This is a genomic window from Kineococcus gynurae, assembly GCF_042433995.1.
GTDB classification, from domain to species: domain Bacteria; phylum Actinomycetota; class Actinomycetes; order Actinomycetales; family Kineococcaceae; genus Kineococcus; species Kineococcus gynurae.
In genome coordinates this window covers 446,635-468,910 of the sequence record NZ_JBHLUI010000012.1, presented here as the reverse complement: position 1 = coordinate 468,910, position 22,276 = coordinate 446,635, and the positions used below count along the sequence as shown (strand labels likewise).

26 protein-coding genes are annotated in these 22,276 nt (G+C 74.3%); 13 read left to right on the top strand and 13 right to left on the bottom strand.

Annotation, left to right across the window (positions count from 1 at the left end):
- Nucleotides 1-18 precede the first annotated feature (18 nt).
- Together ACFFKU_RS18165 and ACFFKU_RS18160 are read right to left on the bottom strand one after the other, a co-directional pair.
- Nucleotides 19-1,230 (bottom strand): ROK family transcriptional regulator, encoded by a 1,212-nt coding sequence (locus ACFFKU_RS18165; protein WP_380140220.1) that lies wholly within the window; start codon nt 1,228-1,230, stop codon nt 19-21.
- A 4-nt stretch (nt 1,231-1,234) separates the two neighbouring features.
- Nucleotides 1,235-1,669 (bottom strand): rhodanese-like domain-containing protein, encoded by a 435-nt coding sequence (locus ACFFKU_RS18160; RefSeq protein ID WP_380140218.1) that lies wholly within the window; start codon nt 1,667-1,669, stop codon nt 1,235-1,237.
- 94 nt (nt 1,670-1,763) lie between these two features.
- Here ACFFKU_RS18160 and ACFFKU_RS18155 point away from each other — a divergent pair, with 94 nt between their 5' ends.
- Entirely contained in the window at nt 1,764-2,222 is a 459-nt protein-coding gene (locus ACFFKU_RS18155) for an Lrp/AsnC family transcriptional regulator (RefSeq protein WP_380140216.1), read from the top strand.
- A 2-nt stretch (nt 2,223-2,224) separates the two neighbouring features.
- On the opposite strand, the gene ACFFKU_RS18150 is transcribed toward ACFFKU_RS18155, so the two are convergent.
- The 5 genes from ACFFKU_RS18150 to ACFFKU_RS18130 all read right to left on the bottom strand — a co-directional run bounded on the left by ACFFKU_RS18150 (nt 2,225) and on the right by ACFFKU_RS18130 (nt 4,575).
- A complete protein-coding gene (locus ACFFKU_RS18150) occupies nt 2,225-2,668 on the bottom strand; it encodes an SRPBCC family protein (RefSeq protein WP_380140214.1) in 444 nt (147 codons plus the stop codon).
- 37 nt (nt 2,669-2,705) lie between these two features.
- The gene (locus tag ACFFKU_RS18145; RefSeq protein ID WP_380140212.1) at nt 2,706-2,915 is read right to left on the bottom strand and encodes a hypothetical protein; all 210 of its coding nucleotides are present in this window, start codon (nt 2,913-2,915) and stop codon (nt 2,706-2,708) included.
- A gap of 50 nt (nt 2,916-2,965) precedes the next feature.
- Complete coding sequence (locus tag ACFFKU_RS18140) at nt 2,966-3,703, bottom strand: potassium channel family protein (RefSeq protein ID WP_380140210.1); 738 nt, start codon at nt 3,701-3,703, stop codon at nt 2,966-2,968.
- 72 nt (nt 3,704-3,775) lie between these two features.
- Nucleotides 3,776-4,204, bottom strand: a complete 429-nt coding sequence (locus ACFFKU_RS18135; RefSeq protein WP_380140208.1) for an arsenate-mycothiol transferase ArsC — start codon at nt 4,202-4,204, stop codon at nt 3,776-3,778.
- A complete protein-coding gene (locus ACFFKU_RS18130; RefSeq protein WP_380140206.1) occupies nt 4,201-4,575 on the bottom strand; it encodes an ArsR/SmtB family transcription factor in 375 nt (124 codons plus the stop codon). The genes ACFFKU_RS18135 and ACFFKU_RS18130 overlap by 4 nt, the downstream gene beginning before the upstream one ends.
- Nucleotides 4,576-4,745: 170 nt before the next feature.
- Here ACFFKU_RS18130 and arsB point away from each other — a divergent pair, with 170 nt between their 5' ends.
- Entirely contained in the window at nt 4,746-5,726 is a 981-nt protein-coding gene (arsB, locus tag ACFFKU_RS18125; protein WP_380140296.1) for an ACR3 family arsenite efflux transporter, read from the top strand.
- A 16-nt stretch (nt 5,727-5,742) separates the two neighbouring features.
- Here the strand turns inward: arsB and ACFFKU_RS18120 are convergent, their stop codons facing one another.
- Nucleotides 5,743-6,912 carry a benzoate/H(+) symporter BenE family transporter gene (locus tag ACFFKU_RS18120; RefSeq protein WP_380140204.1) on the bottom strand — a complete coding sequence of 390 codons (1,170 nt, stop codon included), beginning with the start codon at nt 6,910-6,912 and terminating at the stop codon, nt 5,743-5,745.
- Nucleotides 6,913-7,021: 109 nt separating this feature from the next.
- On the opposite strand from ACFFKU_RS18120, the gene ACFFKU_RS18115 reads away from it, so the two are divergent.
- Together ACFFKU_RS18115 and ACFFKU_RS18110 are read left to right on the top strand one after the other, a co-directional pair.
- Nucleotides 7,022-7,360, top strand: coding sequence for an ArsR/SmtB family transcription factor (locus ACFFKU_RS18115; protein ID WP_380140203.1), 339 nt, complete (start codon nt 7,022-7,024; stop codon nt 7,358-7,360).
- Entirely contained in the window at nt 7,360-8,061 is a 702-nt protein-coding gene (locus ACFFKU_RS18110; RefSeq protein ID WP_380140295.1) for a cation efflux transmembrane domain-containing protein, read from the top strand. The genes ACFFKU_RS18115 and ACFFKU_RS18110 overlap by 1 nt, the downstream gene beginning before the upstream one ends.
- Nucleotides 8,062-8,063: 2 nt before the next feature.
- On the opposite strand, the gene ychF is transcribed toward ACFFKU_RS18110, so the two are convergent.
- A complete protein-coding gene (gene ychF, locus ACFFKU_RS18105; protein ID WP_380140201.1) occupies nt 8,064-9,149 on the bottom strand; it encodes a redox-regulated ATPase YchF in 1,086 nt (361 codons plus the stop codon).
- A 94-nt stretch (nt 9,150-9,243) separates the two neighbouring features.
- Here ychF and ACFFKU_RS18100 point away from each other — a divergent pair, with 94 nt between their 5' ends.
- Nucleotides 9,244-10,479, top strand: coding sequence for an APC family permease (locus ACFFKU_RS18100; protein WP_380140199.1), 1,236 nt, complete (start codon nt 9,244-9,246; stop codon nt 10,477-10,479).
- Here ACFFKU_RS18100 and ACFFKU_RS18095 read toward each other — a convergent pair.
- The gene (locus ACFFKU_RS18095; RefSeq protein WP_380140197.1) at nt 10,463-10,987 is read right to left on the bottom strand and encodes a hypothetical protein; all 525 of its coding nucleotides are present in this window, start codon (nt 10,985-10,987) and stop codon (nt 10,463-10,465) included. The genes ACFFKU_RS18100 and ACFFKU_RS18095 overlap by 17 nt on opposite strands.
- Nucleotides 10,988-11,186: 199 nt before the next feature.
- Between ACFFKU_RS18095 and ACFFKU_RS18090 the strand changes: the two genes are divergently transcribed.
- Entirely contained in the window at nt 11,187-12,332 is a 1,146-nt protein-coding gene (locus ACFFKU_RS18090) for a DNA recombination protein RmuC (protein ID WP_380140195.1), read from the top strand.
- On the opposite strand, the gene ACFFKU_RS18085 is transcribed toward ACFFKU_RS18090, so the two are convergent.
- Both ACFFKU_RS18085 and ACFFKU_RS18080 read right to left on the bottom strand, forming a co-directional pair.
- Nucleotides 12,319-13,320, bottom strand: coding sequence for a 4-hydroxy-3-methylbut-2-enyl diphosphate reductase (locus ACFFKU_RS18085; protein ID WP_380140294.1), 1,002 nt, complete (start codon nt 13,318-13,320; stop codon nt 12,319-12,321). The genes ACFFKU_RS18090 and ACFFKU_RS18085 overlap by 14 nt on opposite strands.
- 211 nt (nt 13,321-13,531) lie before the next feature.
- A complete protein-coding gene (locus ACFFKU_RS18080; protein WP_380140193.1) occupies nt 13,532-14,530 on the bottom strand; it encodes a hypothetical protein in 999 nt (332 codons plus the stop codon).
- Nucleotides 14,531-14,702: 172 nt separating this feature from the next.
- Here ACFFKU_RS18080 and ACFFKU_RS18075 point away from each other — a divergent pair, with 172 nt between their 5' ends.
- The 5 genes from ACFFKU_RS18075 to ACFFKU_RS18055 are packed head-to-tail and all read left to right on the top strand — an operon-like array spanning nt 14,703 to nt 19,591.
- Nucleotides 14,703-15,908 carry an FAD-binding domain-containing protein gene (locus ACFFKU_RS18075; protein ID WP_380140192.1) on the top strand — a complete coding sequence of 402 codons (1,206 nt, stop codon included), beginning with the start codon at nt 14,703-14,705 and terminating at the stop codon, nt 15,906-15,908.
- Nucleotides 15,905-16,597, top strand: coding sequence for a response regulator transcription factor (locus tag ACFFKU_RS18070; protein ID WP_380140190.1), 693 nt, complete (start codon nt 15,905-15,907; stop codon nt 16,595-16,597). Before ACFFKU_RS18075 ends, ACFFKU_RS18070 begins: the two co-directional genes overlap by 4 nt.
- Nucleotides 16,594-18,039 carry a sensor histidine kinase gene (locus ACFFKU_RS18065; protein ID WP_380140188.1) on the top strand — a complete coding sequence of 482 codons (1,446 nt, stop codon included), beginning with the start codon at nt 16,594-16,596 and terminating at the stop codon, nt 18,037-18,039. The genes ACFFKU_RS18070 and ACFFKU_RS18065 overlap by 4 nt, the downstream gene beginning before the upstream one ends.
- Nucleotides 18,036-19,331, top strand: a complete 1,296-nt coding sequence (gene xseA / locus ACFFKU_RS18060) for an exodeoxyribonuclease VII large subunit (protein WP_380140186.1) — start codon at nt 18,036-18,038, stop codon at nt 19,329-19,331. The genes ACFFKU_RS18065 and xseA overlap by 4 nt, the downstream gene beginning before the upstream one ends.
- Before the next feature lie 5 nt (nt 19,332-19,336).
- Nucleotides 19,337-19,591: an exodeoxyribonuclease VII small subunit gene (locus ACFFKU_RS18055; protein WP_380140184.1), complete on the top strand. Its 255-nt coding sequence runs from the start codon at nt 19,337-19,339 to the stop codon at nt 19,589-19,591.
- Nucleotides 19,592-19,634: 43 nt separating this feature from the next.
- Here ACFFKU_RS18055 and ACFFKU_RS18050 read toward each other — a convergent pair whose 3' ends face one another.
- Nucleotides 19,635-20,240 carry a DUF4245 domain-containing protein gene (locus ACFFKU_RS18050; RefSeq protein WP_380140182.1) on the bottom strand — a complete coding sequence of 202 codons (606 nt, stop codon included), beginning with the start codon at nt 20,238-20,240 and terminating at the stop codon, nt 19,635-19,637.
- Between the two features lie 64 nt (nt 20,241-20,304).
- On the opposite strand from ACFFKU_RS18050, the gene glpX reads away from it, so the two are divergent.
- Nucleotides 20,305-21,345: a class II fructose-bisphosphatase gene (gene glpX / locus ACFFKU_RS18045; RefSeq protein ID WP_380140180.1), complete on the top strand. Its 1,041-nt coding sequence runs from the start codon at nt 20,305-20,307 to the stop codon at nt 21,343-21,345.
- A gap of 7 nt (nt 21,346-21,352) precedes the next feature.
- Entirely contained in the window at nt 21,353-22,273 is a 921-nt protein-coding gene (locus ACFFKU_RS18040; RefSeq protein ID WP_380140178.1) for a carbohydrate kinase family protein, read from the top strand.
- Nucleotides 22,274-22,276: the final 3 nt, after the last annotated feature.

Genomic DNA, 22,276 nt, shown 5'->3' with positions numbered 1-22,276 from the left:
CGACGGGGAGCGGCGGGGTCAGTGCCCCACGAGCAGGGTCGCGGCCCGCGGGCCGAACGCGTCCTCCAGGACCAGGCAGGCCGCCCCCACGGCGGCGACGTCCACCCCGACCCGGGTCCCCCGCACCTGGACGGCGTGGATCCCGGCGGCCACCGCCTCCCGGCGCACGACCGGGGGGACCACCGCGAGGAACGTCGGCGAGAGCCGCGACCACAGGGGGCCCCCGAACACCACCTGTTCCACGTCGAGCAGGTCGACGAGGTCGACCACGCTCTTGGCCACGTGCCGAGCCTGGTCCTCCAACAACTCCCGGGCCGGGGCGGACCCCCCCTCGGAGAGGGCCGCGACCGCTTGCAGCGCCGTCGGATCGCCGCCCCATGAACCCAGTCCGCGCCGTTCCGCCTCGGCCACCACCGCGGCGGGCGCGCACACCTCGCCCAGCCGCAGCCCGTCCGTTCCCGAGATCAGGTCGCCGATGCTGCCCGCGTTGCCCGACGCCCCCCGGAACACCTCGCCGCGCAGGACCAGGCCGGCGCCGATACCGGTCCCCAGGTAGACGAACACGGCGCTGCCGGTACCGCCCACCCCGCCGGACCAGAGTTCCGCGACCGCCGCGGCGATGACGTCCTTGTCCAGGACGACGGGCAGGCCGGTCGCCGCGGCCAGCACGTCGCGGACCCGGACCCGTTCCCACCCGGGCAGGTTGGGGGGGTGGACGAGCGAACCGGTGGCGGCGTCGACCGGGCCGGGAGCGGCGACCCCCAGCCCGACGATGCGCTCGCGGTCCACCCCGGAGGTGGCGACGAGCGTCTCGACCTCGCGCGCGACCTCGGCCAGCACGGCGTCGGCCGAGCGGCGCCGGCGCAACGGGAGGTCGTGGCGCGCGACGACGTTGCCCACCAGGTCGAGCACGACCACGGTGACGAGGGCCGGGTCCAGGTGCACCCCGACGGCGTAGCGCCCCGTGGAGGCGAGCCGCAGCAGCGTCCGCGGCTTCCCGGGGCCGCCCCCCTGCTTCCCGGCCTCCTCGACCAGGCCCTCCGTGAGCAGTCGACGGCAGATGTTGGACATCGCCTGGGCCGAGAGCCCGGTCAGCTCGGCCAGCTCGACGCGGCTCAACCCCTCGGGGTGGCGCCGGATCGCCTCGAGCACCACGACCTGGTTGTAGTCCCCGACGCGCGGCAGGTTGGAGCCTCGACGGATGGTCTCCGCCGCCGGGCGTGGGTGCATCCGCTCAGGTAACCACAGTCGCCCCCGGCACCGGGCCGACCAGCGGATCGACGGGCCGCCGCGACCGCCCCCGGTCGTCGACCACGGCGAGCCCCTCCCGGACCCAGTACTCGTACCCGCCGATCAGCTCGCGCACCGCGCTGTACCCGAGGCGGGTCAGCGCCAGCGCCGCCCGGGTCGAGCCGTTGCACCCCGGACCCCAGCAGTAGACGACGATCGCGGTGGCGGGGTCGGGGGCCACGGCCGTGATCCCGTCGGCGAGCCGGTCCCCCGGGAGGTGGACGGCGCCGGGGATGCGCCCCTGCCGCCAGGCGGCCGCCGAGCGGACGTCGAGGAGCAACGGGGCGGTGCCCGCGGCCCGCGCCGCGGCCAGGTCGGCGGGGTCGGTCTCGTAGGTCAGCTTGGCGGCGAAGAACTCGGCCGCGGACGGGATCGTCATGCTGCGATCCAACGACGTTACCCCGACCACGTGGAAGGCCGCTTCGACGGCGAACGGGGCTCTCGACCGGGTGATCCCCGGTATCGTCGCCGGCATGGCGTCGAATTCCCGGCCCGAGCTGGATCCGACCGATCGGCGCATCCTGGAGCTGCTGCAGCGTGACGGTCGGATGCCGGTGGCCGACCTGGCCCGCACCGTCTCCCTGTCGGCCAGCGCCACCGCCGACCGGGTCCGCCGCCTCACGGATGCGGGAATCCTCACCGGTTTCACGGCCACCCTCGACCCGGAGGCGCTCGGTTACCCGATCACCGCCCTCGTCCGACTGGCCTACCCGACCGGGAACTACCGCCCCTTACACGACCTGCTGGCGAGCACCCCGGAGATCGTCGAGGCCCACCACGTCACCGGCGACGACTGCTTCGTGCTGAAGGTGCTGGCCCGCTCGATGCGCGACCTCGAACGCCTGACCGGCCGGCTCGCGACCCTGGGGAGCATCACGACGAGCGTCGTCTACTCCAGCCCGCTCCCCCGCCGCCCCCTGGAACCGGCCTGAGGTCAGCTCGCCGTGACCAATGTCGCCAACCGGTCCAACGACGCGCGCAGCCGGTCCTCGGTGGTCGCCCGGGCCCGCGGGAGCCGGGCCTCGTCGGTGAGGTCGGTCCAGTCGTAGGTGTGCCGGACCCGGGTCGTGAACGCGTCGAGGGGTTCCAGCTCCCAGCGCCACAGGTGCCCCGGCGGCGGTGAACCGGGTTCGGCCGGCCGCCAGGCGATGACCTGACCCTCGACGAACTCGACCACGTGGTTCTCCCGGACGCCGCCCTTGGTGAGGATCGTCTCGAAGACGTCCCCGACCGCATGGACCCGTTGCCCCGGTGGGGAGATGGCCAGGTTGTCGTTGCCGTCCCACTCCGGCTGGCGGGCCGGGTCGGCGATCGCCTCGAACACCACGTCCGCGGCGGCGGGGACGACGAGCTCGGCCGTGACCACACGGTTCTCCATGACCGGAGTATGCCCACCCCCGGTCCGACCGAGACGATCAGCAGTGCCCGTCGAGCAGGACGACGACCGCGTCCCCGTCCGTCCAGACCCCCGCCGTCCACGCCACCTCGCCCCGCGGCACCTTCGCACCGGGCGACACCACCGCTCCCCGGCGCTGCGCCCAGGCGTCCCGGGCATCGGATCCGTCGTGCCAGTCGAGCTGTCCCGTCGACCACAACCGGACGAGCACCGGTGCTCCGGCCGCCACCTCCACTCCGACCGCGTCCCGCTTGGTGCTCGTGGCCGACGTCGGCCCTCTCAGTTCTCCCGGCGTCGGAGTTCGGCGCGAAGTTCCCGGACCTCCCGGGTCAGTGCCGCGTCGTCGGCCCGCGTCGCCGCCGCCGAACCCTCCTGCTCAGCACCGACCCGTTCGATGAACCACGACGCCAGGGAAGCCGTGACCGTGCCCAGCAGCGCGATCCCGGCCAGCATCAGCGCGACGGCCACGAGCCGGCCCGTTCCCGTCACGGGGTACAGGTCCCCGTACCCCACCGTGGTGATCGTGGTCGTGACCCACCAGCAGGCGTCGGGGAAGGTGGTGATGAGGGCCCCCGGGGCCCCGCGCTCGGCATCGAGAACGCCCAGAGCGGCGCAGAAACCGACGAGGATCGTCGCCGTGGCCACGTAGACGCCGACCCGGCCCCGCAGCGACGACCCCCCGGAGCGGTTGAGAACGTGCAGCAGGGTCAGCAGGCGCAGCATCCGCAGCGGACGCAGGGCGGGAAGGACCAGGAGAGCCAGATCCACCTGGTTCGCCCGGATGAACGCCCGGCGGCGCCCGGAACGGAACCAGCGCCAACCGAAGTCCACCCCGAAGGCGACCCAGACGAGGATCCCGACCGCCTCGCAGACGCCCCTGGGCCCCGCGCCGAGGTCGGGGCGCAGCACCGTCGTGGCGTAGGCCGCCAACCACAGAAGACCGGCCGTGGTCAGCACCGCTTCTCGAACCGGCCGACGGCTGTCCGTCGTCCGCACCGCTCCGCCGGTCAGGGTCATGACGGGCACCTCCTGCACCCACCTTGCCCGACGGCGGTAGCCCGACGGAGAGGAACGCAGGAGCGAGGATTCCTAGCGCGATGAGTCGGTTCCAAGTCCGGCGAGCCGTACCCGCAGCTCCTCCACCCGCCGGGCGATGTCGTCGCGCACCAGCCGCATGCGTTCGGCCCCCTCGATCCCCCGCCGCGACGGTTCGTCCACGTCCCAGACCTCGACCGGTGTCCCCCCGGCCGGTTCGACCCGGGCCTCGTCCCCGAGGACCACGACGAGGTCGGCGGTGCGGACCAGCTCGTCGGTCAGCAGGGTGGGTCGTTCGCCGGCGATGTCGACGCCGATCTCGGCCAGGCTCGCGACCGACTGCGCGTTCAGGGCCGTTCCGGGCCGGGTGCCGGCGGAGCGGACCTCGACCGCGGGACCGGCGGCGTGCCGCATCAGTCCCGCCGCCATCTGGCTCTTGCCGCCGTTCTTCACGCAGACGAACAGGACGCTGGGGCGGGTCACGGACGGCTCCCGGGGACGAGGGCGGAACGGGGGTCGAGGATGGCGGACACGTCGGCCAGGGTCTCCGGGGCCAGGGCGAAGTAGGCCCACACCCCGCGCTTCTCCCGGCGCAGCAGCCCCGCCTCGACGAGCACCCGCAGGTGGTGCGACACGGTCGGCTGGCTCAGGCCCAGGGGTTCCACCAGATCGCACACGCACGCCTCCCCGCCCTCGTGGGCGGCGACCAGCGAGAGCAGCCGCAGCCGGGCCGGGTCGGCCAGAGCCTTGAAGGTCCGGGCGAGGTCGGTCGCGGTTCCGGCCGTCAGGGGTTCTCCGACGAGCGTCGCGCTGCACCGGTCCTCGGTCGACGGGGCGGGGCGGGCGGAGGGCATGACCCCGATGGTGCCGTACGCATCGACGTCTGTCGATATTGACACGCGTCGATCCGTCAAGCAGGGTCGTCGCCGTGGTCGCCCGCACCGAACCCTCCTCGAACGCCGTCCCCGTCCTCGACGGGTTGTCCCGGCTGGACCGACTCCTCCCGGTGTGGATCGTCGCGGCGATGGGCGTGGGTCTTCTGCTCGGTCGGGGCGTCCCCGGGCTCGACGAAGCCCTCGCGGCGGTCGAGATCGGTTCGGTGAGCCTGCCGGTCGCGCTCGGCCTGCTGCTGATGATGTACCCGGTCCTCGCGAAGGTCCGCTATTCCGAGACGGGCCGGGTCACCGGTGACCGCCGCCTCCTGGTGAGCTCGCTCGTCCTCAACTGGGTCGTCGGCCCGGCGGTCATGTTCTCCCTCGCCTGGCTGCTCCTGCCCGACCAGCCCGAGTACCGCACGGGGCTGGTCATCGTCGGTCTGGCGCGGTGCATCGCCATGGTGCTGATCTGGAACGACCTGTCGTGCGGTGACCGGGAGGCCGCCGCCGTCCTCGTGGCCCTGAACTCCGTGTTCCAGATCGTCGCGTTCGCGGCCCTCGGCTGGTTCTACCTGCAGGTGCTGCCCGGGTGGTTGGGGCTGCCCACCACGAGCGCCGATTTCTCCGTCGGGGCGATCCTCGTCTCGGTGCTCGTGTTCCTGGGCATCCCCCTCGCAGCGGGATACCTGACCCGCGTGGTCGGGGAACGTCGCCGGGGGCGGGTCTGGTACGAGTCGGAGTTCCTCCCCCGCATCGGACCGTTCGCCCTCTACGGGCTGCTCTTCACCATCGTCGTCCTGTTCGCCCTGCAGGGCGAGGCGGTCACGTCCCGGCCGGGCGACGTCGCCCGGATCGCCCTGCCGCTGCTGGCCTACTTCCTCGTCATGTTCGCCGGGTCGTTCGCCCTGGGGCGGGCCCTCGGTCTCGGTTACCCCCGGACCGCGACGCTGAGCTTCACCGCCGCCGGCAACAACTTCGAACTCGCAATCGCGGTCGCCATCGGGACGTTCGGGGTGAGTTCCGGGCAGGCACTGGCCGGGGTGGTCGGACCGCTGATCGAGGTGCCGGTCCTGGTCGGCCTGGTCTACGTCGCGCTGTGGGCCCGGGGCCGATTCTTCCCCGCATCCTGACCGGACCCCGGTGCCGTCAGGCCCGCCCCGTCCGCAGCACCCACCGCACCACCAGCCCGACCGCGAGCGCCCAGAACGCCGCGCTCACCCCGGCGATCGCCACCCCGGAGGCGGCGGTCACGAACGCGGCGATCGCGGGCAACCGGTCCGCCGGTTCGTGCAGCGCGGCCTGCAGGGACGCCGCGAGCGTGCCCAGCAGCGCGAGCCCCGCCACCGCGGCGACGACCCCGGTGGGGGCGAGCGCCACCAACGCCCCGAACGCGGACGACGCGACCCCGAGCAGGACGAGCACGATCCCGGAGGTCTGGGCGGCGATCCACCGGCGGCACCGGTCGGGCCCGGCCTCCGGGCCAGCCGCGAGCGCCGCGCTGATGGCGGCGAGGTTGATCGCATGACTCCCGGCGGGGGCGCCCACCAGGGTGCCGACGCCGGTGACCACCATCGAACGCCGCCACGGGACCTCGTACCCGAGGCCTTTCATCACGGCCACCCCGGGAACGTTCTGCGCGGCCATGGTGACGAGGAACAGGGGCAGCGCGATCCCCGTGATGCCGGCGAGGGTGAACACCGGGGCGGTGAACTCCACGTGCGGGACCAGCGACACGGAACCCGTGGTAACTCCCCCGATCAGGACGTGGACCCCGATGACGACGGCCGCGGCCAGGAAGGCCAGCGGGACCGCCCAGCGCGGCGCGAACCGCACGCCCAGCAGCCAGACGAGGATCACCGGGGCCACCGCGAGGGGAGATTCGGTGAGCCCGGTCACCGGACCGAGGCAGAGTTTCAGCAGGACACCCGCGAGCATCGCCTGGGCCACGGCGGTCGGGATCCGGGCGATCAGCTCACCGAGCTGCGGCAGGATCCCGGTGAACAGGATGAGCATTCCGGTGACCAGGAACGCCCCCACCGCCGCGGGCCATCCGCCGTCGACCGTCCCGGTCGTCACCAGCAGCGCCGCACCGGGGGTCGACCACGCCGTCGTGATCGGGGTGCGGGTCCAGCGGGAGAGCACGATCGAGCCGAGGCCCATCGTCACCGCGGCGGCCAGCAACCCCGAGGAGGCCTGGCCGGGGTCGGCCCCCACCGCCGCGAACCCGCTGAGCAGGATGACGAACGAGCTGGTGAACCCCACGAGGGCGGAGACCACGCCCGCGGACACGGGCTGGGCGAGGCGCTGGTCGATCACGGCAGAACCCTGTCACGACCCGCGACCGACCATCCCGAGGTGGGCGCCGGGCCTCGGTTCCGACGATTCAGCCCTTCGTGAGTTCAGCGAATCGTGTATCGTCGCGGCCATGCTCTCCACCGCCACCGACGTCGAGATCCTGGGTCGTCTCGGCAAGGCCCTGGTGGACCCGGTGCGCTGCCGACTGCTGCTGGCGCTGCTCGACGGTCCCGGTTACCCGGCCGACCTGGCCGAGGCGCTGTCGGTCTCGCGGTCGCGGTTGTCCAACCACCTCGCCTGCCTCCGGGGCTGCGGTCTCGTGGTGGCGACCCCCGACGGTCGCCGCCTGCGGTACGAGCTCGCCGACCACCGCCTCGCCCACGCCCTGGACGACCTGCGCCGCGTCGTCCTGGCGGTGGAGGCCGACCGGGGTGCCTGCGCCCAGGCACCGTCCGAGGGGTGCTGCTGATGGTCGCCCCGCTGCCGCTGGTCACGGCGGAGTCCGACCGCACGCTGCTCGTCCGGCGCATCCGGCTCCTGGTCGCCGCCACCATCGCCTACAACGTCGTCGAGGCGGTCGTGGCCCTCGCCGCCGGGTCGGTCGCCTCCTCGGGGGCGCTGATCGCCTTCGGGCTGGACTCCGTCATCGAGGTGACGTCGGCCGCAGCGGTGGCCTGGCAGTTCTCCGCCGCCGACCACGACCGTCGTCAGGCGCGGGAGCGCCGCGCCCTGCGCGTCACCGCCGTGTCGTTCTTCGTCCTCGCCCTGTACGTGACGGTGGACTCGGTCCTCGCCCTGGCCGGGGGGCACGAGGCGCGACCCTCCACCGTGGGGATCGTCCTCGCGACCCTGTCGCTGCTGATCATGCCGTTCCTGTCCCTGGCCCAACGACGGGCCGGGCGACGCCTCGGATCCGCCTCCGCGGTCGCGGACTCGAAGCAGACCTTGCTGTGCACGTACCTGTCCGCGGTGCTGCTGCTCGGCCTGCTGGCGAACTCGCTGCTGCAGTGGACGTGGGCGGACCCCGTCGCCGGCCTGGTGATCGCGGCCGTGGCGGTGAAGGAAGGGGTCGCGGCCTGGCGGGGCGACGGCTGCTGCCCTCCGGGGGTGGCGACGCTGGTCGGGCGGGCCGACGAATCCGCCGGCACCTGCGGCGACGGGTGCTGCTGAAGTCAGACGTTGAAGCGGAACTCCACCACGTCCCCGTCGGCCATGACGTACTCCTTGCCCTCGATCCGGACCTTGCCGGCCGCCTTGGCGTCGGCCATCGTCCCGGCGGCGATCAGATCCTCGAACCCGACGACCTCGGCCTTGATGAAGCCGCGCTGGAAGTCGGTGTGGATGACCCCGGCGGCCTGGGGGGCGGTCCAGCCCTGGCGGATCGTCCAGGCGCGGGACTCCTTCGGGCCGGCGGTCAGGTAGGTCTGCAGGCCGAGGGTGGCGAAGCCGACGCGGGCGAGCTGGTCGAGGCCGGACTCGGTCTGCCCGACGCTGGCCAGGAGCTCGGCGGCCTCCTCGGCGTCGAGCTCGACGAGCTCGGACTCGAGCTTGGCGTCGAGGAACACGGCCTCGGCGGGGGCGACGATCGCGCGGAGCTCGTCCTTGCGGGCCTCGTCACCCAGCACGGTCTCGTCCACGTTGAACACGTAGAGGAACGGCTTGGTGGTGAGCAGCCCCAGCTCGCGGAGCTGGGCGACGTCGACGCCGTCCTTGGCGGTCGCGGCCGACAGCGGACGGCCGGAGTCGAGGACGGTGGCGGCGGCCTGGGCGGCGGTGAGGACGGCCGGGTCGGCCTTCTTGCCCTTGACCTCCTTCTCCAGGCGCGGGATGGCCCGCTCCAGGGTCTGCAGGTCGGCCAGCACCAGCTCGGTGTGGACGGTGCTGATGTCGTCGGAGGGGTCCACCGTCCCGGCGACGTGCACGACGTCGGGGTCGGCGAACGCGCGGGTCACCTGGCAGATCGCGTCGGCCTCGCGGATGTTGGCGAGGAACTTGTTGCCCAGGCCCTCTCCCTCGCTGGCGCCCTTGACGATCCCGGCGATGTCCACGAACGACACGGTGGCGGGCACGAGCTTCTCGCTGTTGAAGACGTCGGCGAGCTGCTGCAGCCGCGGGTCCGGGAGAGGGACGATGCCCACGTTGGGCTCGATCGTGGCGAAGGGGTAGTTCGCCGCGAGGGCGTCGTTCTTGGTCAACGCGTTGAACAGCGTCGACTTTCCGACGTTGGGGAGACCGACGATGCCGATGGTGAGTGCCACGGGACGTGGAGCCTACCCGCCCCTGGGTAGCGTGGGCGCCGATCACGGTCCGCGCGGACCGCCCGCCCCCGGCGTGCAAGGAGACCGGCACCGGATGAGCGCCCCGCTGACCCGTCGCCTCGGCCTGCTCGACGCGGTCGTCCTCGGCCTCGGCTCGATGATCGGGGCCGGGATCTTCGTGTCCTTCGGCCCCGCCGCGAGCGCCGCCGGGCCCGCCCTGCTCCCGGCCCTGCTGGTCGCCGCCGGCGTCGCATGGTGCAACGGCACGTCCTCGGCGCGGCTCGCGGCCCGCTACCCCGCCTCGGGCGGGACCTACGTCTACGGCCGGGAACGGTTGGGCCCGTTCTGGGGGTACCTGGCCGGGTGGGGGTTCGTGGTCGGCAAGACCGCTTCCGCCGCGGCGATGGCCCTGACGGTCGGGCTGTACGCGTGGCCGGAGCAGGCCCCCGTCGTGGCGGTGGTCGCGGTGCTCGCCCTGACCACCGTCAGCTACCTGGGGGTGCAGAAGTCGGCGCGGCTGACCCGGGTCCTGGTGACCGTGGTGCTGCTCGGGCTGGGCGGGTTCGTGCTGCTGGGCCTTCTCTCTCCCGGCCCGGACCGCTTCGCGGACGGGGCCGGCGGGGACTGGTCGGCGGGTGGGCTGCTGCAGGGGGCTGCGCTGCTGTTCTTCGCCTTCGCGGGGTACGCACGGATCACGACGCTGGGCGAGGAGGTCCGCGACCCGGCCCGGACGATCCCCCGCGCCGTCTCGGTGGCCCTGCTCGTGACGGTCCTGGTCTACCTGGCGGTCGCGCTGACCCTGCTCTCGATCCTGGGGGACGACCTCGCCGGGGCGAGCGCGCCCGTGGAGGCCGCGGTGCGCGCGGCGGGGTACGAGGCCCTCGTCCCCGCGGTGCGGGGATTGGCGGCGGTGGCGGCGCTCGGCTCGTTGCTGGCGGTGATCCTGGGGATCTCCCGGACCGTGCTGGCCCTGGCCCGCGACCGGCACCTGCCCTCCGCGCTCGCCGCCGTGCACCCCCGGCACGGGGTTCCGCACCGGGCCGAGCTGGTCGTGGGGGCGGTGGTCGCCGTCGTGGCCGCGGTCGCCGACGTCCGCGCGGTGATCGGCTTCTCCTCGTTCGCGGTGCTCGTCTACTACGCCGTCGCCAACGCGAGCGCCTGGACGTTGTCCGCCGCCGTCCGGGACCGCGTGGTCCCGGCGCTGGGGTTGCTGGGGTGCCTCGCGCTGGCGGTCGCCGTGCCGGTCCCCTCCCTGCTGGGCGGGGCCGCGGTCCTCGCGGTGGGAGCGGTCGTCTTCGCGGTGCGCCGCCCGCTCAGAAGACGGCCGTGACCGAGGCCGCCAGCAGCCCGAACCGCACGAGTCGCCCGGCGAAGCAGCAGGGGACGAAGACCCGCAGTCCCCGTCCGCGCACCCCCAGGGCCACGGTGACGACCAGCAGCGGCGGGATCCCGAAGACCGCGCTCACCAGGACCAGCGGAGCCGTCGCGACCGGGGAGTCGAGAGCCCGGACCGTCCAGTCCTTCACGAACCGGACGGGACGCGCGACGACCGGTGGCCAGTGCCGCGGGCGGCGCTGCACGGGGTGGCGGTGCCGGTCGAGGCGCAGCCGCCGCGCCCACACGACCGAGCCGCTGCGGGCGACGAGGAAGAGGGCGACCTTGCCGAGCGTCTGCCCGAGGGTGACGGCCAGGACGACGAGGGCGGGGTGCACGCCCCCCGGGGTCGCGGCGGCACCGGCCAGCGTGAGCGCCTCGGCGTTCACGACGGGGACGGCGGCGGAGACGAAGGCCAGACCGGTCGTCCCGGCGAGGGCGAGCGTGACGTCGAGCGCGGGCACCGTCCGGGGCCGTCAGCGACCGTCCGGACGGGCGCCCGGACGGGGCGCCGAGGTCGTCGACGCAGCGGGGGCGGTTCTGACCGGGCTCTCGATCACGCTGCGTTGTAGCACGCTGTGATCACGCGGGCAGGCATCTTCGCGGGATCTCCGCGAACGGAGGGACGCGCCCGTGTCGGAGGCGGGTGCCAGAGTGCCGACCATGGACCTCGGCACCGCCCTCCTGCTGGCCCTCACCATGCTGCTGATCGGGGTGGCGCTCGGGGTGCTGCTCGCGCGCCGGTGGTTGGCCGGCGAACGGGACGTGCTGCGGAACCGGGTCGCGGAGCTGGAGACCCGCACGGACACCGCCCGGGAGCTGGCCGCGACGCTGGACCCCGTCGCGGACTCCCTGGGCCGGATGGAGCGTCAGGTCGCGACGCTGGAACGGGACCGGGTCGCGCAGTACGCGGCGCTCACCGAGCAGCTCACCGCCGTCTCGCGCGGCACCGAGGCGCTGCGCACCGAGACGGCGACGCTGGCCGGGGCGCTGCGGGCGTCCAGCTCGCGCGGCTCGTGGGGCGAGGTGCAGCTGCGGCGCGTGGTCGAGCACGCCGGGATGCTCGCCCGCGTCGACTTCAGCGAGCAGTCGACGCTGACGACGGCCTCGGGGCGCACGGTCCGCCCCGACCTCGTGGTCCACCTGCCGGGGGAGCGCCAGCTCGTGGTCGACGCCAAGGCCCCGCTGGCGGCGTTCCTGCGGGCCGGGGACGCCGAGGGGGTGGACGCCCGCCGGGCCGAGCTGCTGGCCCACGCCAAGGCGGTGCGCGGGCACGTGGACTCGCTGGCGGCCAAGGAGTACCCGAGCGCGGTCCCGGACTCCCCCGACGTCGTCGTCTGCTTCGTGCCCGGGGAGGCGTTCCTGGCCGCGGCCTGCGAGGCCGACCCGACCCTGCTGGAGCACGCGATGTCGCGCCGGGTGGTGCTGGCCACCCCGACGACCCTGCTCGCCCTGCTGCGCACGGTCGCGCTCACCTGGCAGCAGGACGCGGTGTCCACCCACGCGCGCGAACTGTTCGACGTGGGGCGCGAGCTCTACGACCGGCTGGGGACCCTCGGCGGTCACACCGCCTCGCTCGGGCGGACCCTGACCCGCGCGGTCGAGGACTACAACCGGTTCGTCGGGACCCTGGAACGCCGGGTGCTGGTGTCCGCCCGGCGCATCCGCGACCTGGACCTCGCCGACAGCGAGCTGGAGCGTCAGCTCCCGTTGCAGGACACCGTGCGGCCGTTGACCGCACCGGAACTGCTGGACGACGCGCGGGCGGCGGAGGGGGTGGAGGACCTCCCCCGGATCAGACGGGCGTGACCGGCAGGGACTTCCGCTTGAGGTCGCGCCGCAGGTCGGTCGGCAGGGAGAACACGAGGTCCTCCTGCGCGGTGGTGACGGTCTCGACCGAGCCGTACCCGCGCGCGGCCAACCACTCCACGACCTCCTCGACGAGGATCTCGGGCACCGAGGCGCCGGAGGTGACCCCGACCGTGGTGACGCCGTCGAGCCAGGTCTCGTCGATCTCGTCGGCGTTGTCGACGCGGTAGGAGCTGCGGGCGCCGGCGTCGAGGGCGACCTCGACCAGCCGCACGGAGTTCGAGGAGTTGGCGGAACCCACGACGACGACCAGGTCGGCCTCGGGGGCGATCTTCTTCACCGCGACCTGACGGTTCTGGGTGGCGTAGCAGATGTCGTCGCTCGGCGGGTCCTGCAGGTTGGGGAACCGCTGCCGCAACCGGCGGACCGTCTCCATGGTCTCGTCGACGCTCAACGTGGTCTGCGACAACCAGACCAGGTTGTCGGGGTCCTTCACCTGCACGGTGTCGGCGATCTCGGGGCTGTCGATGATCGTGATGTGGTCGGGCGCCTCCCCGGCGGTGCCCTCGACCTCCTCGTGGCCGGTGTGGCCGATGAGAAGGATCTCGGCGTCCTGCTTGGCGAAGCGGACGGCTTCCTTGTGCACCTTGGTCACCAGAGGGCACGTCGCGTCGATGGCCTGCAGGTTGCGGGCGGCGGCCTGCTCGCGGACCGCCGGGCTGACGCCGTGGGCGGAGAACACGACGTGGGCGCCCTCGGGGACCTGGTCGGCCTCCTGCACGAAGATCGCCCCGCGGTTCTCCAGCGTCCGGACGACGTGCTTGTTGTGCACGATCTCCTTGCGCACGTAGACGGGCGAGCCGTAGAGCTCCAGCGCCTTCTCCACCGCGATGACCGCCCGGTCGACCCCGGCGCAGTACCCGCGCGGCGCCGCGAGCAGGACCCGCTTCGACCCGTCCCAGGCCGGACGACCGGCGTCCGCGGCCAGGGTCGCGGAGTCGTTGCAGTCGTCGGCGATGTCGGGGACGGCGGGCAGGGCGGGGTCGGCGGCGGTCGCGGACGGGGACGGCTGGCTCACCCCTCCATGGTAGGTGGCCGCCCGAGCACCGCCCCGGCCGCGCGGGAACGGCACAGGGGGACCCTGCGCTCGATGATCGGGCGGAAGGTCCCCCTGTGCCGTCAGGGAACGCGGGTGGGGGTCAGGAGCCGAGGCTCGTCGACCCGGCCGCGTCGGGGGTCGCCCCCGCGTCGGGGGCGGTGGCCGAGCCGCTACCGGTCGGCGGGGCGGGCGGGGCCGGCGGGGTGGGCATGATGCGGATGTCGGCCGCGACCAGGTCGCTCGCATCCGGGTCGACCGCGGTCACGTGGACGTGGTCACCCACCGCGATGTCGGACACCGAGGCCGCCGTGGCCTCCTGCCCCGGGCCCGCGTCGCGGGTCACCGTGGTGTCGCCGGTGATCGAGAGCACGGTCTCGGTCGCCGCGTCCCCGGCCGGACCGGCCGGCTTGGTGACGGTGATCGAGTCGTCGCTCACGGCGGTCACGTCACCGTGCACCCGCCCGGCGGCCTCGGGGCCACCGGGACCAGCCGGCCCACCCTCGGGCGGGGCGGGCATGATGCGGATCTCGGCCGCGACCAGGTCGCTCGCGTCGGGGTCGACGGCGGTCACGTGGACGTGGTCACCCACCGCGATGTCGGACACGGCGGCCGCCGTGGCCTCCTGCCCCGGGCCCGCGTCGCGGGTCACCGTGGTGTCACCGGTGATCGAGAGCACGGTCTCGGTCGCCGCGTCCCCGGCCGGACCGGCCGGCTTGGTGACGGTGATCGAGTCGTCGCTCACGGCGGTCACGTCGCCGTGTACGGCACCGTCGGCCACGGGGCCGGGAGCACCGGGACCACCGGGCGCCCCCGGGGCGCCGGGACCCCCCGGGGCGCCCGGTCCACCCGGCAGGGCACCGTCGGCGGGCGGGGTCGGAGCGGCGGGCGGGGTGGCCGACCCGTCGGGAGCGGAGGGCGTGGCGGGGGCGCTCGGAGCGCTGGTCGCGGCCGGGGTCGTGGTCCCGGTCAGCGGGAGCGCCCCGGCGGCGGCCGCGCCGCCGAGCACGATGCCGCCGGCGGCGATCGTCGCCAGCGTGACGCGCAGCGCCCGGCTGCGGCGACGGGGGGTGGTCTGGGTGGTCGTCTGCTCGACGGACATGCGATGAACCTCTTCCATCCGGATCGGTGGACCGCGATGAACGGCCGACATCCAGATCACCCTCCGAATCTGAAGCCGACCTGAAGCGCGACCGGTCCCTCCCGTCCCTTCAGGGATCCTTCAGCCCCCGGTGGGGGTGCTGGCCGGGGAGGTGGGGCCCAAGATCAGAGGTATGCCGCTGCTCCCCCCGCCGCCCCGCGACCGCGAGGGCGTCCTCGACTGGGTCGGGACCCACCTGGGTCACCTGACCCTCGAGGGTCCCGGTCGCCCGAGCGGCTCCTCCGTCCGCGGGGGTCAGACCGCCGCCGACACCGCGTTGGCGACCCTCGACCTCACCGGGTACGCCGCCCGCCGCAACGAGGTGCTCCCCCGCTCCCGGCGCGGGGCCACCCGCCTCTCCCCCTACATCCGCCACGGCCTGCTGCCGTTGCCGGAGGTGTGGGCCGCCGCCGCCGGGGCCCCGGCCCGGGACCGGACGAAGTTCCGCGACGAACTGCTGTGGCAGGAGTACGCCCGGCACCTCTACGCCCGGGTCGGCCCCGCCACCGCCCAGCCGCTGCGGTTCTCCGGGCCGGTGCCCTCCCGACCCTGGAACCGGGCACCGTGGGCGAGGGAGATGGCCTGCATGGCCGAGACCACGGACGAACTCCACGAGGACGGCTGGTTGGTGAACCAGACCCGGATGTGGTTGGCCTCGCAGTACTCCGTGCGCGCCGGGGCCGACTGGCGCGAGGGCCAGCTGGAGATGTACCGGCACCTGCTCGACGGGTCCCCCGCCGCGAACCGGTTGGGGTGGCAGTGGACCGTCGGCACCGGGACGGGGAAGGTCTACGGGTTCAGCCGCTGGCAGGTGGAGAAACGGGCCCCGCAGTTGTGCGCGGGGTGCGCGCTGAACCGGAACTGCCCGATCCAGGGCTGGCCGGAGACCGAGGCCGGCGCCCGTACCGAACCCCCGTCCGGGTTGGCGGGCGGACCGACCGACGCGGGTCCGACCGCGGTGGAGACCGCGGGCGAGCCGGACACGGTGTGGCTCACCGCCGAATCCCTGGGGGACGACGACCCGGCCCTGGCCGCGCACCCGGACCGGCCCTCCGTGTTCGTGTTCGACGAACCCCTGCTGGCGCGTCTTCGCCTGTCGGGCAAGCGGTTGGTGTTCCTGGCCGAGACCCTCGCCGAACTCGGGTCGGAGGTGCGCCTCGGCCGGGTCGAGGAGGAACTGGCCGGGCGACGGGTCGCGGTGACCTGGGCCCCCGTCCCGGGTTTCGCCCGACGTTCGGCGACGGTGGACGTCGTGGAGCGCCACCCCTGGCCGTGGTTGCGCCGCCCGGGTTCGGGGTCGCTGCGCTCGTTCAGCGCCTGGGTCCGGTCCTCGCGATGAGCCCGGGCCACCCGGGCACCGGGGCCGCCCGGATCCTGCTGGTCGAGGACGACCCCCTCATCCGGGACTCCGTCGCCGAGAGCCTGCGCGAGGCCGGCATGGCCGTCGAGGCGATGGCCGACGGCGAGGGGATCGACCTGGTCCTCGACGGGTTCCGGCCCGACGTGGCCGTGCTCGACGTCATGGTTCCCGGTGAGGACGGGTTGACGCTGGCACGGCGGCACTGCGTCCCCCGCGGGGTGGCCGTCGTGTTCGTCACCGCCCGCGACGCCGTCCCGGACCGGTTGGCCGGGTTCGAGGCCGGGGGTGACGACTACGTCGTCAAACCCTTCGCGGTCGAGGAACTCCTGGTCCGGTTGCGAGCCCTGCTGCGCCGCGCCGGGAACGCCGGTGCCGTCCTCCAGGTCGGCGACCTGGTGGTGGACGAGACCGCGACGACCGCGGTGCGCGACGGGCACACCCTGGACCTCACCGCGACCGAGTTCCGCCTGCTGGCCCACCTGGTCCGTCACCGCGGTCGCACCCTGTCCAAGGTGCAGCTGCTGACCCAGGTCTGGGGGTACGAGGCGTACGACCCGAACCTGGTCGAGGTCCACGTCTCCGCGTTGCGCCGCAAGCTCGAGGCGCACGGGCCCCGGATCCTGCACACCGTGCGGGGTCTGGGCTACGTGCTGCGTCCGGCCCCGTGAGCGGGCGCCCCGCGGACCGGGCCGGGAACCGTCCGCTGCGCACCGCGTCGCTGAAGCGGCGCGTCGTCGCCGTCACGGTGGCCGTCATGGCCGCGCTGCTGCTGCTGGTCGGGATCTTCGTCGACGTGAGCCTCGGGGTGCGGTTGCGGGCCGAGGCCGAGGACCGTCTGGTACAGCTGGCCGACCTCGCGGTGCAGCTCGACGGGTCGGTCGACGACCAGACCCTGGTCGACCGGATGCGGACCGCCGGGGCGTCGGTCGTGCTGCGCAGCAACGGTTCCACCCTCACCGCCGAACCCGGCCCCGGCCCGGCCGGTGGACCGCTCGGACCAGCCGCCGACGGTGGACCGGCCGCCCGCGACGCCGTCGCGGAGGACGACGGCGTCATCACCGTGACCCGCCGCCTCGGCCCGGAACGGACGCTGGAACTCTCGACGTCGCTGAGCCCGATCACGCAGACCCTGCGCCAGTTCCGCATCCTCATGGGTCTCGGCGGTGTCGTCGGGCTGCTGCTGGCCGCGGGGGCGGCCTGGTGGTTGCTGGGCCGCGCGCTCGGCCCGCTGGACACCATGACCGCCACGGCCCGCTCGATCGCGGCGGGCGACCGCGGCCGACGCCTCTCCCCCGACCGCACCGACACCGAGCTCGGGCGGACCGCCGCGGCCTTCGACGACATGCTCGACGCCCTTGAGGGGGCCGAGGCCCGGGCCCGGCAGGCCAGCGAGACCACCCGGCAGTTCCTGGCCGACGCGGCCCACGAGCTGCGGACCCCGATCACCGGGGTGGTGGTCGGGGCGGAGCGGCTGCTGCTGTCCTCGTCCGCGGCGGAGGACTCCGACGACATGGAGGACGAGGCGGACGGGGATCCCGCCGTCGCCGACGCGGCCCGCCTGGCGCGGGAGGAGACCGCCGCCCGCACCGTGCGCGAGGCCCGCCGCGCCGCCCGTCTGGTCGCCGACCTGCTCACGGCCGCCCGCCTGCCCGAGGTGCGCGCCGCCCCCCGCGACCTCGACCCGGCCGGACTGCTGCGGGAGGCCGCCGAGGTGCCCGGGGCCGAGGTCGTCCTCCCCGCCCGCCCGGTCCTGGTGCACGCCGATCCCGAGCACGTCCGGCGCATCGTCGACAACCTGCTCGACAACGCCCGTCGCGCCGCCCCGGCCGGGCGCGTCCGCGTCGAGCTGGATCCCCGGGGTCGCGTCGTCGTCTCGGACACCGGCCCCGGTGTCGCCCCGGCCGACCGTGAACGCGTCTTCGAGCGGCTCGTCCGCCTCGACCCCGCGCGGGCCGGGGACGGCGGCTCCGGCCTCGGCCTGGCCATCGCCCGCGGGTTGGCCGCCGCCTCGGGCGCGACGCTGACCTGCGTCGACCCCGCCGGTCCGGACCTGCCATCCGGGACCCTGCCGGGGGCGGTGTTCACGCTCGCCCTGAGGATGGAGGGGTGAGCCCCGCCCCCGACCCCGGTCCCCGCCGCCGGCCCGCGACCGCCGGGGAGACCACGGCCGAGAACCCGTGGCCCGTGCGCCTGCTGGCGGCCAAGATGGACGCCTACATCGCCAAGATGCCCTGGACCTGGGTCGAGGGGCAGGTCGTCCAGGTGAACGACCGGCCCGGGGCCTCCGTGGTGTTCCTGACCCTGCGCGACGCCGATACGGACATGTCGTTGCCGGTGACCATCCACCGTCGCGTGATCGCCCGCCTGCGCGAGGTCCTGCCCGACGGGTTGACCCACGGCACCCGGGTCGTCGCCCACGCCCGGCCGGAGTTCTTCGCCAAGCGCGGGTCGCTGTCCCTGGCCGTCGACGACCTGCGCCCGGTGGGGGTCGGGGAACTCTTGGCCCGCCTCGAGCACCTCAAACGGGTCCTGGCCGCGGAGGGTCTCTTCGACGTCGGCCGCAAGCGCCCGCTCCCGTTCCTGCCCCGCGTGGTCGGGCTGGTGTGCGGGCGGGCCTCGGCCGCCGAGCGCGACGTCGTCGACAACGCCCGGGCCCGGTGGCCGGGGGTCCGCTTCGAGATCCGCGAGGTGGCGGTCCAGGGCCCGAACGCGGTCGTGGAGGTGGCCGACGCGCTGGCCGAGCTCGACGCCCTGGCCGAGGTCGACGTCGTCGTCGTCGCGCGGGGCGGCGGCAGCGTCGAGGACCTCCTCCCCTTCAGCAACGAGGCCCTGCTGAGGGCGGTCGCGGCCGCCCGCACCCCCGTCGTCTCGGCCATCGGGCACGAGGTCGACTCACCCCTGCTGGACCTCGTCGCCGACGTCCGCGCCTCCACCCCGACCGACGCGGCCCGCCTGGTCGTCCCCGACGTGGCCGAGGAACTGAACGGTGTCGAGGCACTGCGGGCGCGGGCCCGGCGCGGGATCGGCACCCGGGTCGAGCGGGAGTCGGCCGCGCTGGCGGCCCTGCGCAGCCGACCGGTCCTCGCCGCCCCGCACGTGCTGCTCGACGTCCGCGAGCAGGAGGTCGGGGCCGCCCGGGCGCGCGGGCGCGACGGCCTGCACCGCCGCATCGAGCGCGCCGGGGTGGAGGTCGGGCACCTGCGGGCCCAGGTCCGGGCGTTGTCGCCGCTGTCGACCCTCCGACGCGGGTACGCCGTCGTGCAGGGACCCGCCGGCCTCGTGCACGACCCGGCGGCCGTCCCCGCCGGGGCGCGGTTGCGGATCCGGGTCGCCGAGGGGGCGCTGATAGCGGTCGCGGAGGGGGCGGAGGCGGTCGCGGGTCGCGGCGGTGGGGCAGGATGACGCCCGTGCCCGCGAAGACCACCCCCGCACCCGGCCCCGACGACCAGGGGTCGACGCCGGAGGAGTCCGGGCTCGGCTACGAGCAGGCCCGCGACGAGCTGCTCGACGTGGTGCGTCGGCTGGAGGCGGGCGGCACGCCGCTGGAGGAGTCGTTGGCCCTGTGGGAGCGCGGAGAGCTCCTGGCCGACCGCTGCCAGCACATCCTCGACGGGGCCCGCGAGCGCCTGGACCGCCGGACGGCGGCTCCCGAGCAGGCCTGAGGGACGTGAGTTCGGTCTCCTCGCCCCGGCCCCGGGGACCGGTTCAGCCCCAGGTGCGACCCTGCTCGCTCCAGGCCCGCTCGGTGGCCTGGACCAGTTCGGCCAGGACCGGGTAGCCGGTCTCGCCCGAGACCAGGACGGTCAGTCCGTCGGCCTCCCGGACGAGCGTCGAGCGCCCGCGGTCGGCCTGGTAGAGGCGCTCCCAGGTCTGTCCGTCGATCTGCTGCTCCCCGTCGGGCCCGCCGCCCGCGGACAGCGCGCGCTCCCACCCCGCGGTGGCGCCGCGAGCGACGTCGAGGGCCAGGTACTCCCCGGAATCGGTGCGGTAGTTGACGTGCCAGGTCACGACGTCGTTCGTCGAGCGGTTCACGACGGCCGCGGTCGGGGTCCAGCCGTCGAGCCCGACGGGCACCGGGGGCACGAAGTCCAGGCGGGACGTGGCCCCCTCGGCCGCGTTCGCGACGTCGACCGCCGGCTGCTCGATGGTGTTGGGTCGGGGCACCAGGAGCACGATCACGAGGACGGCCCCGATGATGAGCGCCATCGAGATGATCATGGACGAGACGCTGCCGCCACCCCGGCGGCGGGGCACGCCCTGCTCGGCGCGCGGGCGGGAGGGGCGGTCGGTCGGGCTGCCGGTGGAGCTCACACCGCCATGCTTCCACGCGATGGGCTGTGGCTAGGATCCGGTCAGTCGAGCCCGGAGGTCACGCATGTCCCAGCCCACCAGCACGTCGCTGCCGCCCTCGCTGAGTGTCGGGCAGGAGGCTCCGGACCGGAACCTGGCCCTGGAGCTCGTCCGGGTCACCGAGGCCGCGGCCATGGCCGGCGGGCGGTGGGTGGGCCGCGGGGACAAGAACCGGGCCGACGGGGCCGCGGTCAACGCCATGCGCGTCCTCATCGGCACGGTCAGCATGAACGGCACCGTGGTGATCGGTGAGGGCGAGAAGGACAACGCCCCGATGCTCTTCAACGGGGAGCGGGTCGGCGACGGCAGCGGCGCCGAGTGCGACGTCGCGGTGGACCCGATCGACGGCACCACGCTGACCGCCCGCGGCATGCCGAACGCGGTCGCCGTCCTGGCCGTCGCCGAGCGCGGCACCATGTACGACCCGTCGGCCGTCTTCTACATGGACAAGCTGGTCGTCGGGGCCGAGGCCGCCGACGTCGTGGACATCCGCCTCCCCGTCAAGGAGAACGTGCGGCGCCTGGCCAAGGCCAAGAAGGCCGCGGTCGAGGACATCACCGTCTGCCTGCTCGACCGTCCGCGGCACGCCAAGCTGGCCGACGAGGTCCGCGCCGCGGGTGCGCGCATCAAGTTCATCTCCGACGGCGACGTCGCCGGGGCGGTCATGGCCGCCCGTGAGGGCACCGGCGTCGACATGCTGCTGGGCGTCGGGGGCACCCCCGAGGGGATCATCGCCGCCTGCGCCATGCACTGCCTGGGCGGGACGATCCAGGGGCGGCTCTGGCCGCAGGACGACGAGGAGAAGCAGCGCGCGCTGGACGCCGGCCACGACCTCGACGCCGTGCTCGACACCCGCACCCTGGTCGACAGCGACAACGTGTACTTCGTCGTCACCGGCATCACCGACGGCGAGCTGGTCCACGGGGTCCGTTACCGCGGCGACCACATCTCGACCTCCAGCATCGTCATGCGCTCCAAGTCGGGCACGATCCGTCGGGTCGAGTCCGAGCACCAGCTCTCGAAGCTCGCCGCGTACTCCGCGATCGACTTCCGCGGCCCCCGCTGATCCGCCGATGAGCACGCAACGCAGCGTCGCGGTCGTCGTCGGCGAGGCCTTGGTCGACGTGGTCACCCGGGCCGACGGGAGCAGCGCCGACTACGCAGGCGGCAGTCCGTTCAACGTGGCCTACGGGTTGGGGCGCCTGGAGCACGAGGTCCACCTGCTGACGCGGATGGGCGACGACCCCTACGGCAGCCTGCTCCGGGGACACCTCGCGCAGGCCGACGTCCACCTCGTCCCCGGTGCGGTCGACGAGGGGCGGACCGCGATCGCGCACGCCCGTCTCGACGCCGAGGGCCGGGCCAGCTACGAGTTCGAGCTCGAGTGGAGCGTCCCGGCGGTGGAGCTGCCCGACGAGGTCGACGTCGTGCACACCGGGTCGATCGCCACCGCCGTCCAACCCGGGGCGGGTGAGGTGCTCGACCTGCTCACGGCCCGTCGGGCCTCCGCGACGACGAGCTTCGACCCCAACATCCGGCCGGCGTTCTTCGCCGACCCGGCCGCCGCCAACGTCGCGGTGGAGGCGTTCGTCGACGTCGCCGACGTCGTCAAGGTCTCCGACGAGGACCTGGAGTGGCTGCGGCCCGGGGTCCCCGACCACGAAGTCGCCCGGGAGTGGTTGGCCCGGGGACCCGCGCTGGTCATGGTCACCCGCGGCCCCGAGGGTGCCTTCGCCCTCAGCCGGGCCGGGGAGGTCGAGGTCCCGGCCCCGCCGACCGACGTCGTCGACACGGTGGGGGCCGGCGACGCGGGCATGTCGGGGTTGCTGCACGCCCTGGCCGTCCGTGACCTGCTGGGCGCGGGGCGACGCGAGGCGTTGCGCGCGATCGACGTGGCGACGCTGCGCGACGTGGTGACGACCAGCGTCCGTTCGGCCTCGATCACCTGCGAACGGGCCGGGGCCAACCCGCCGACCCGGGCCGAGCTGGGCTGAGGT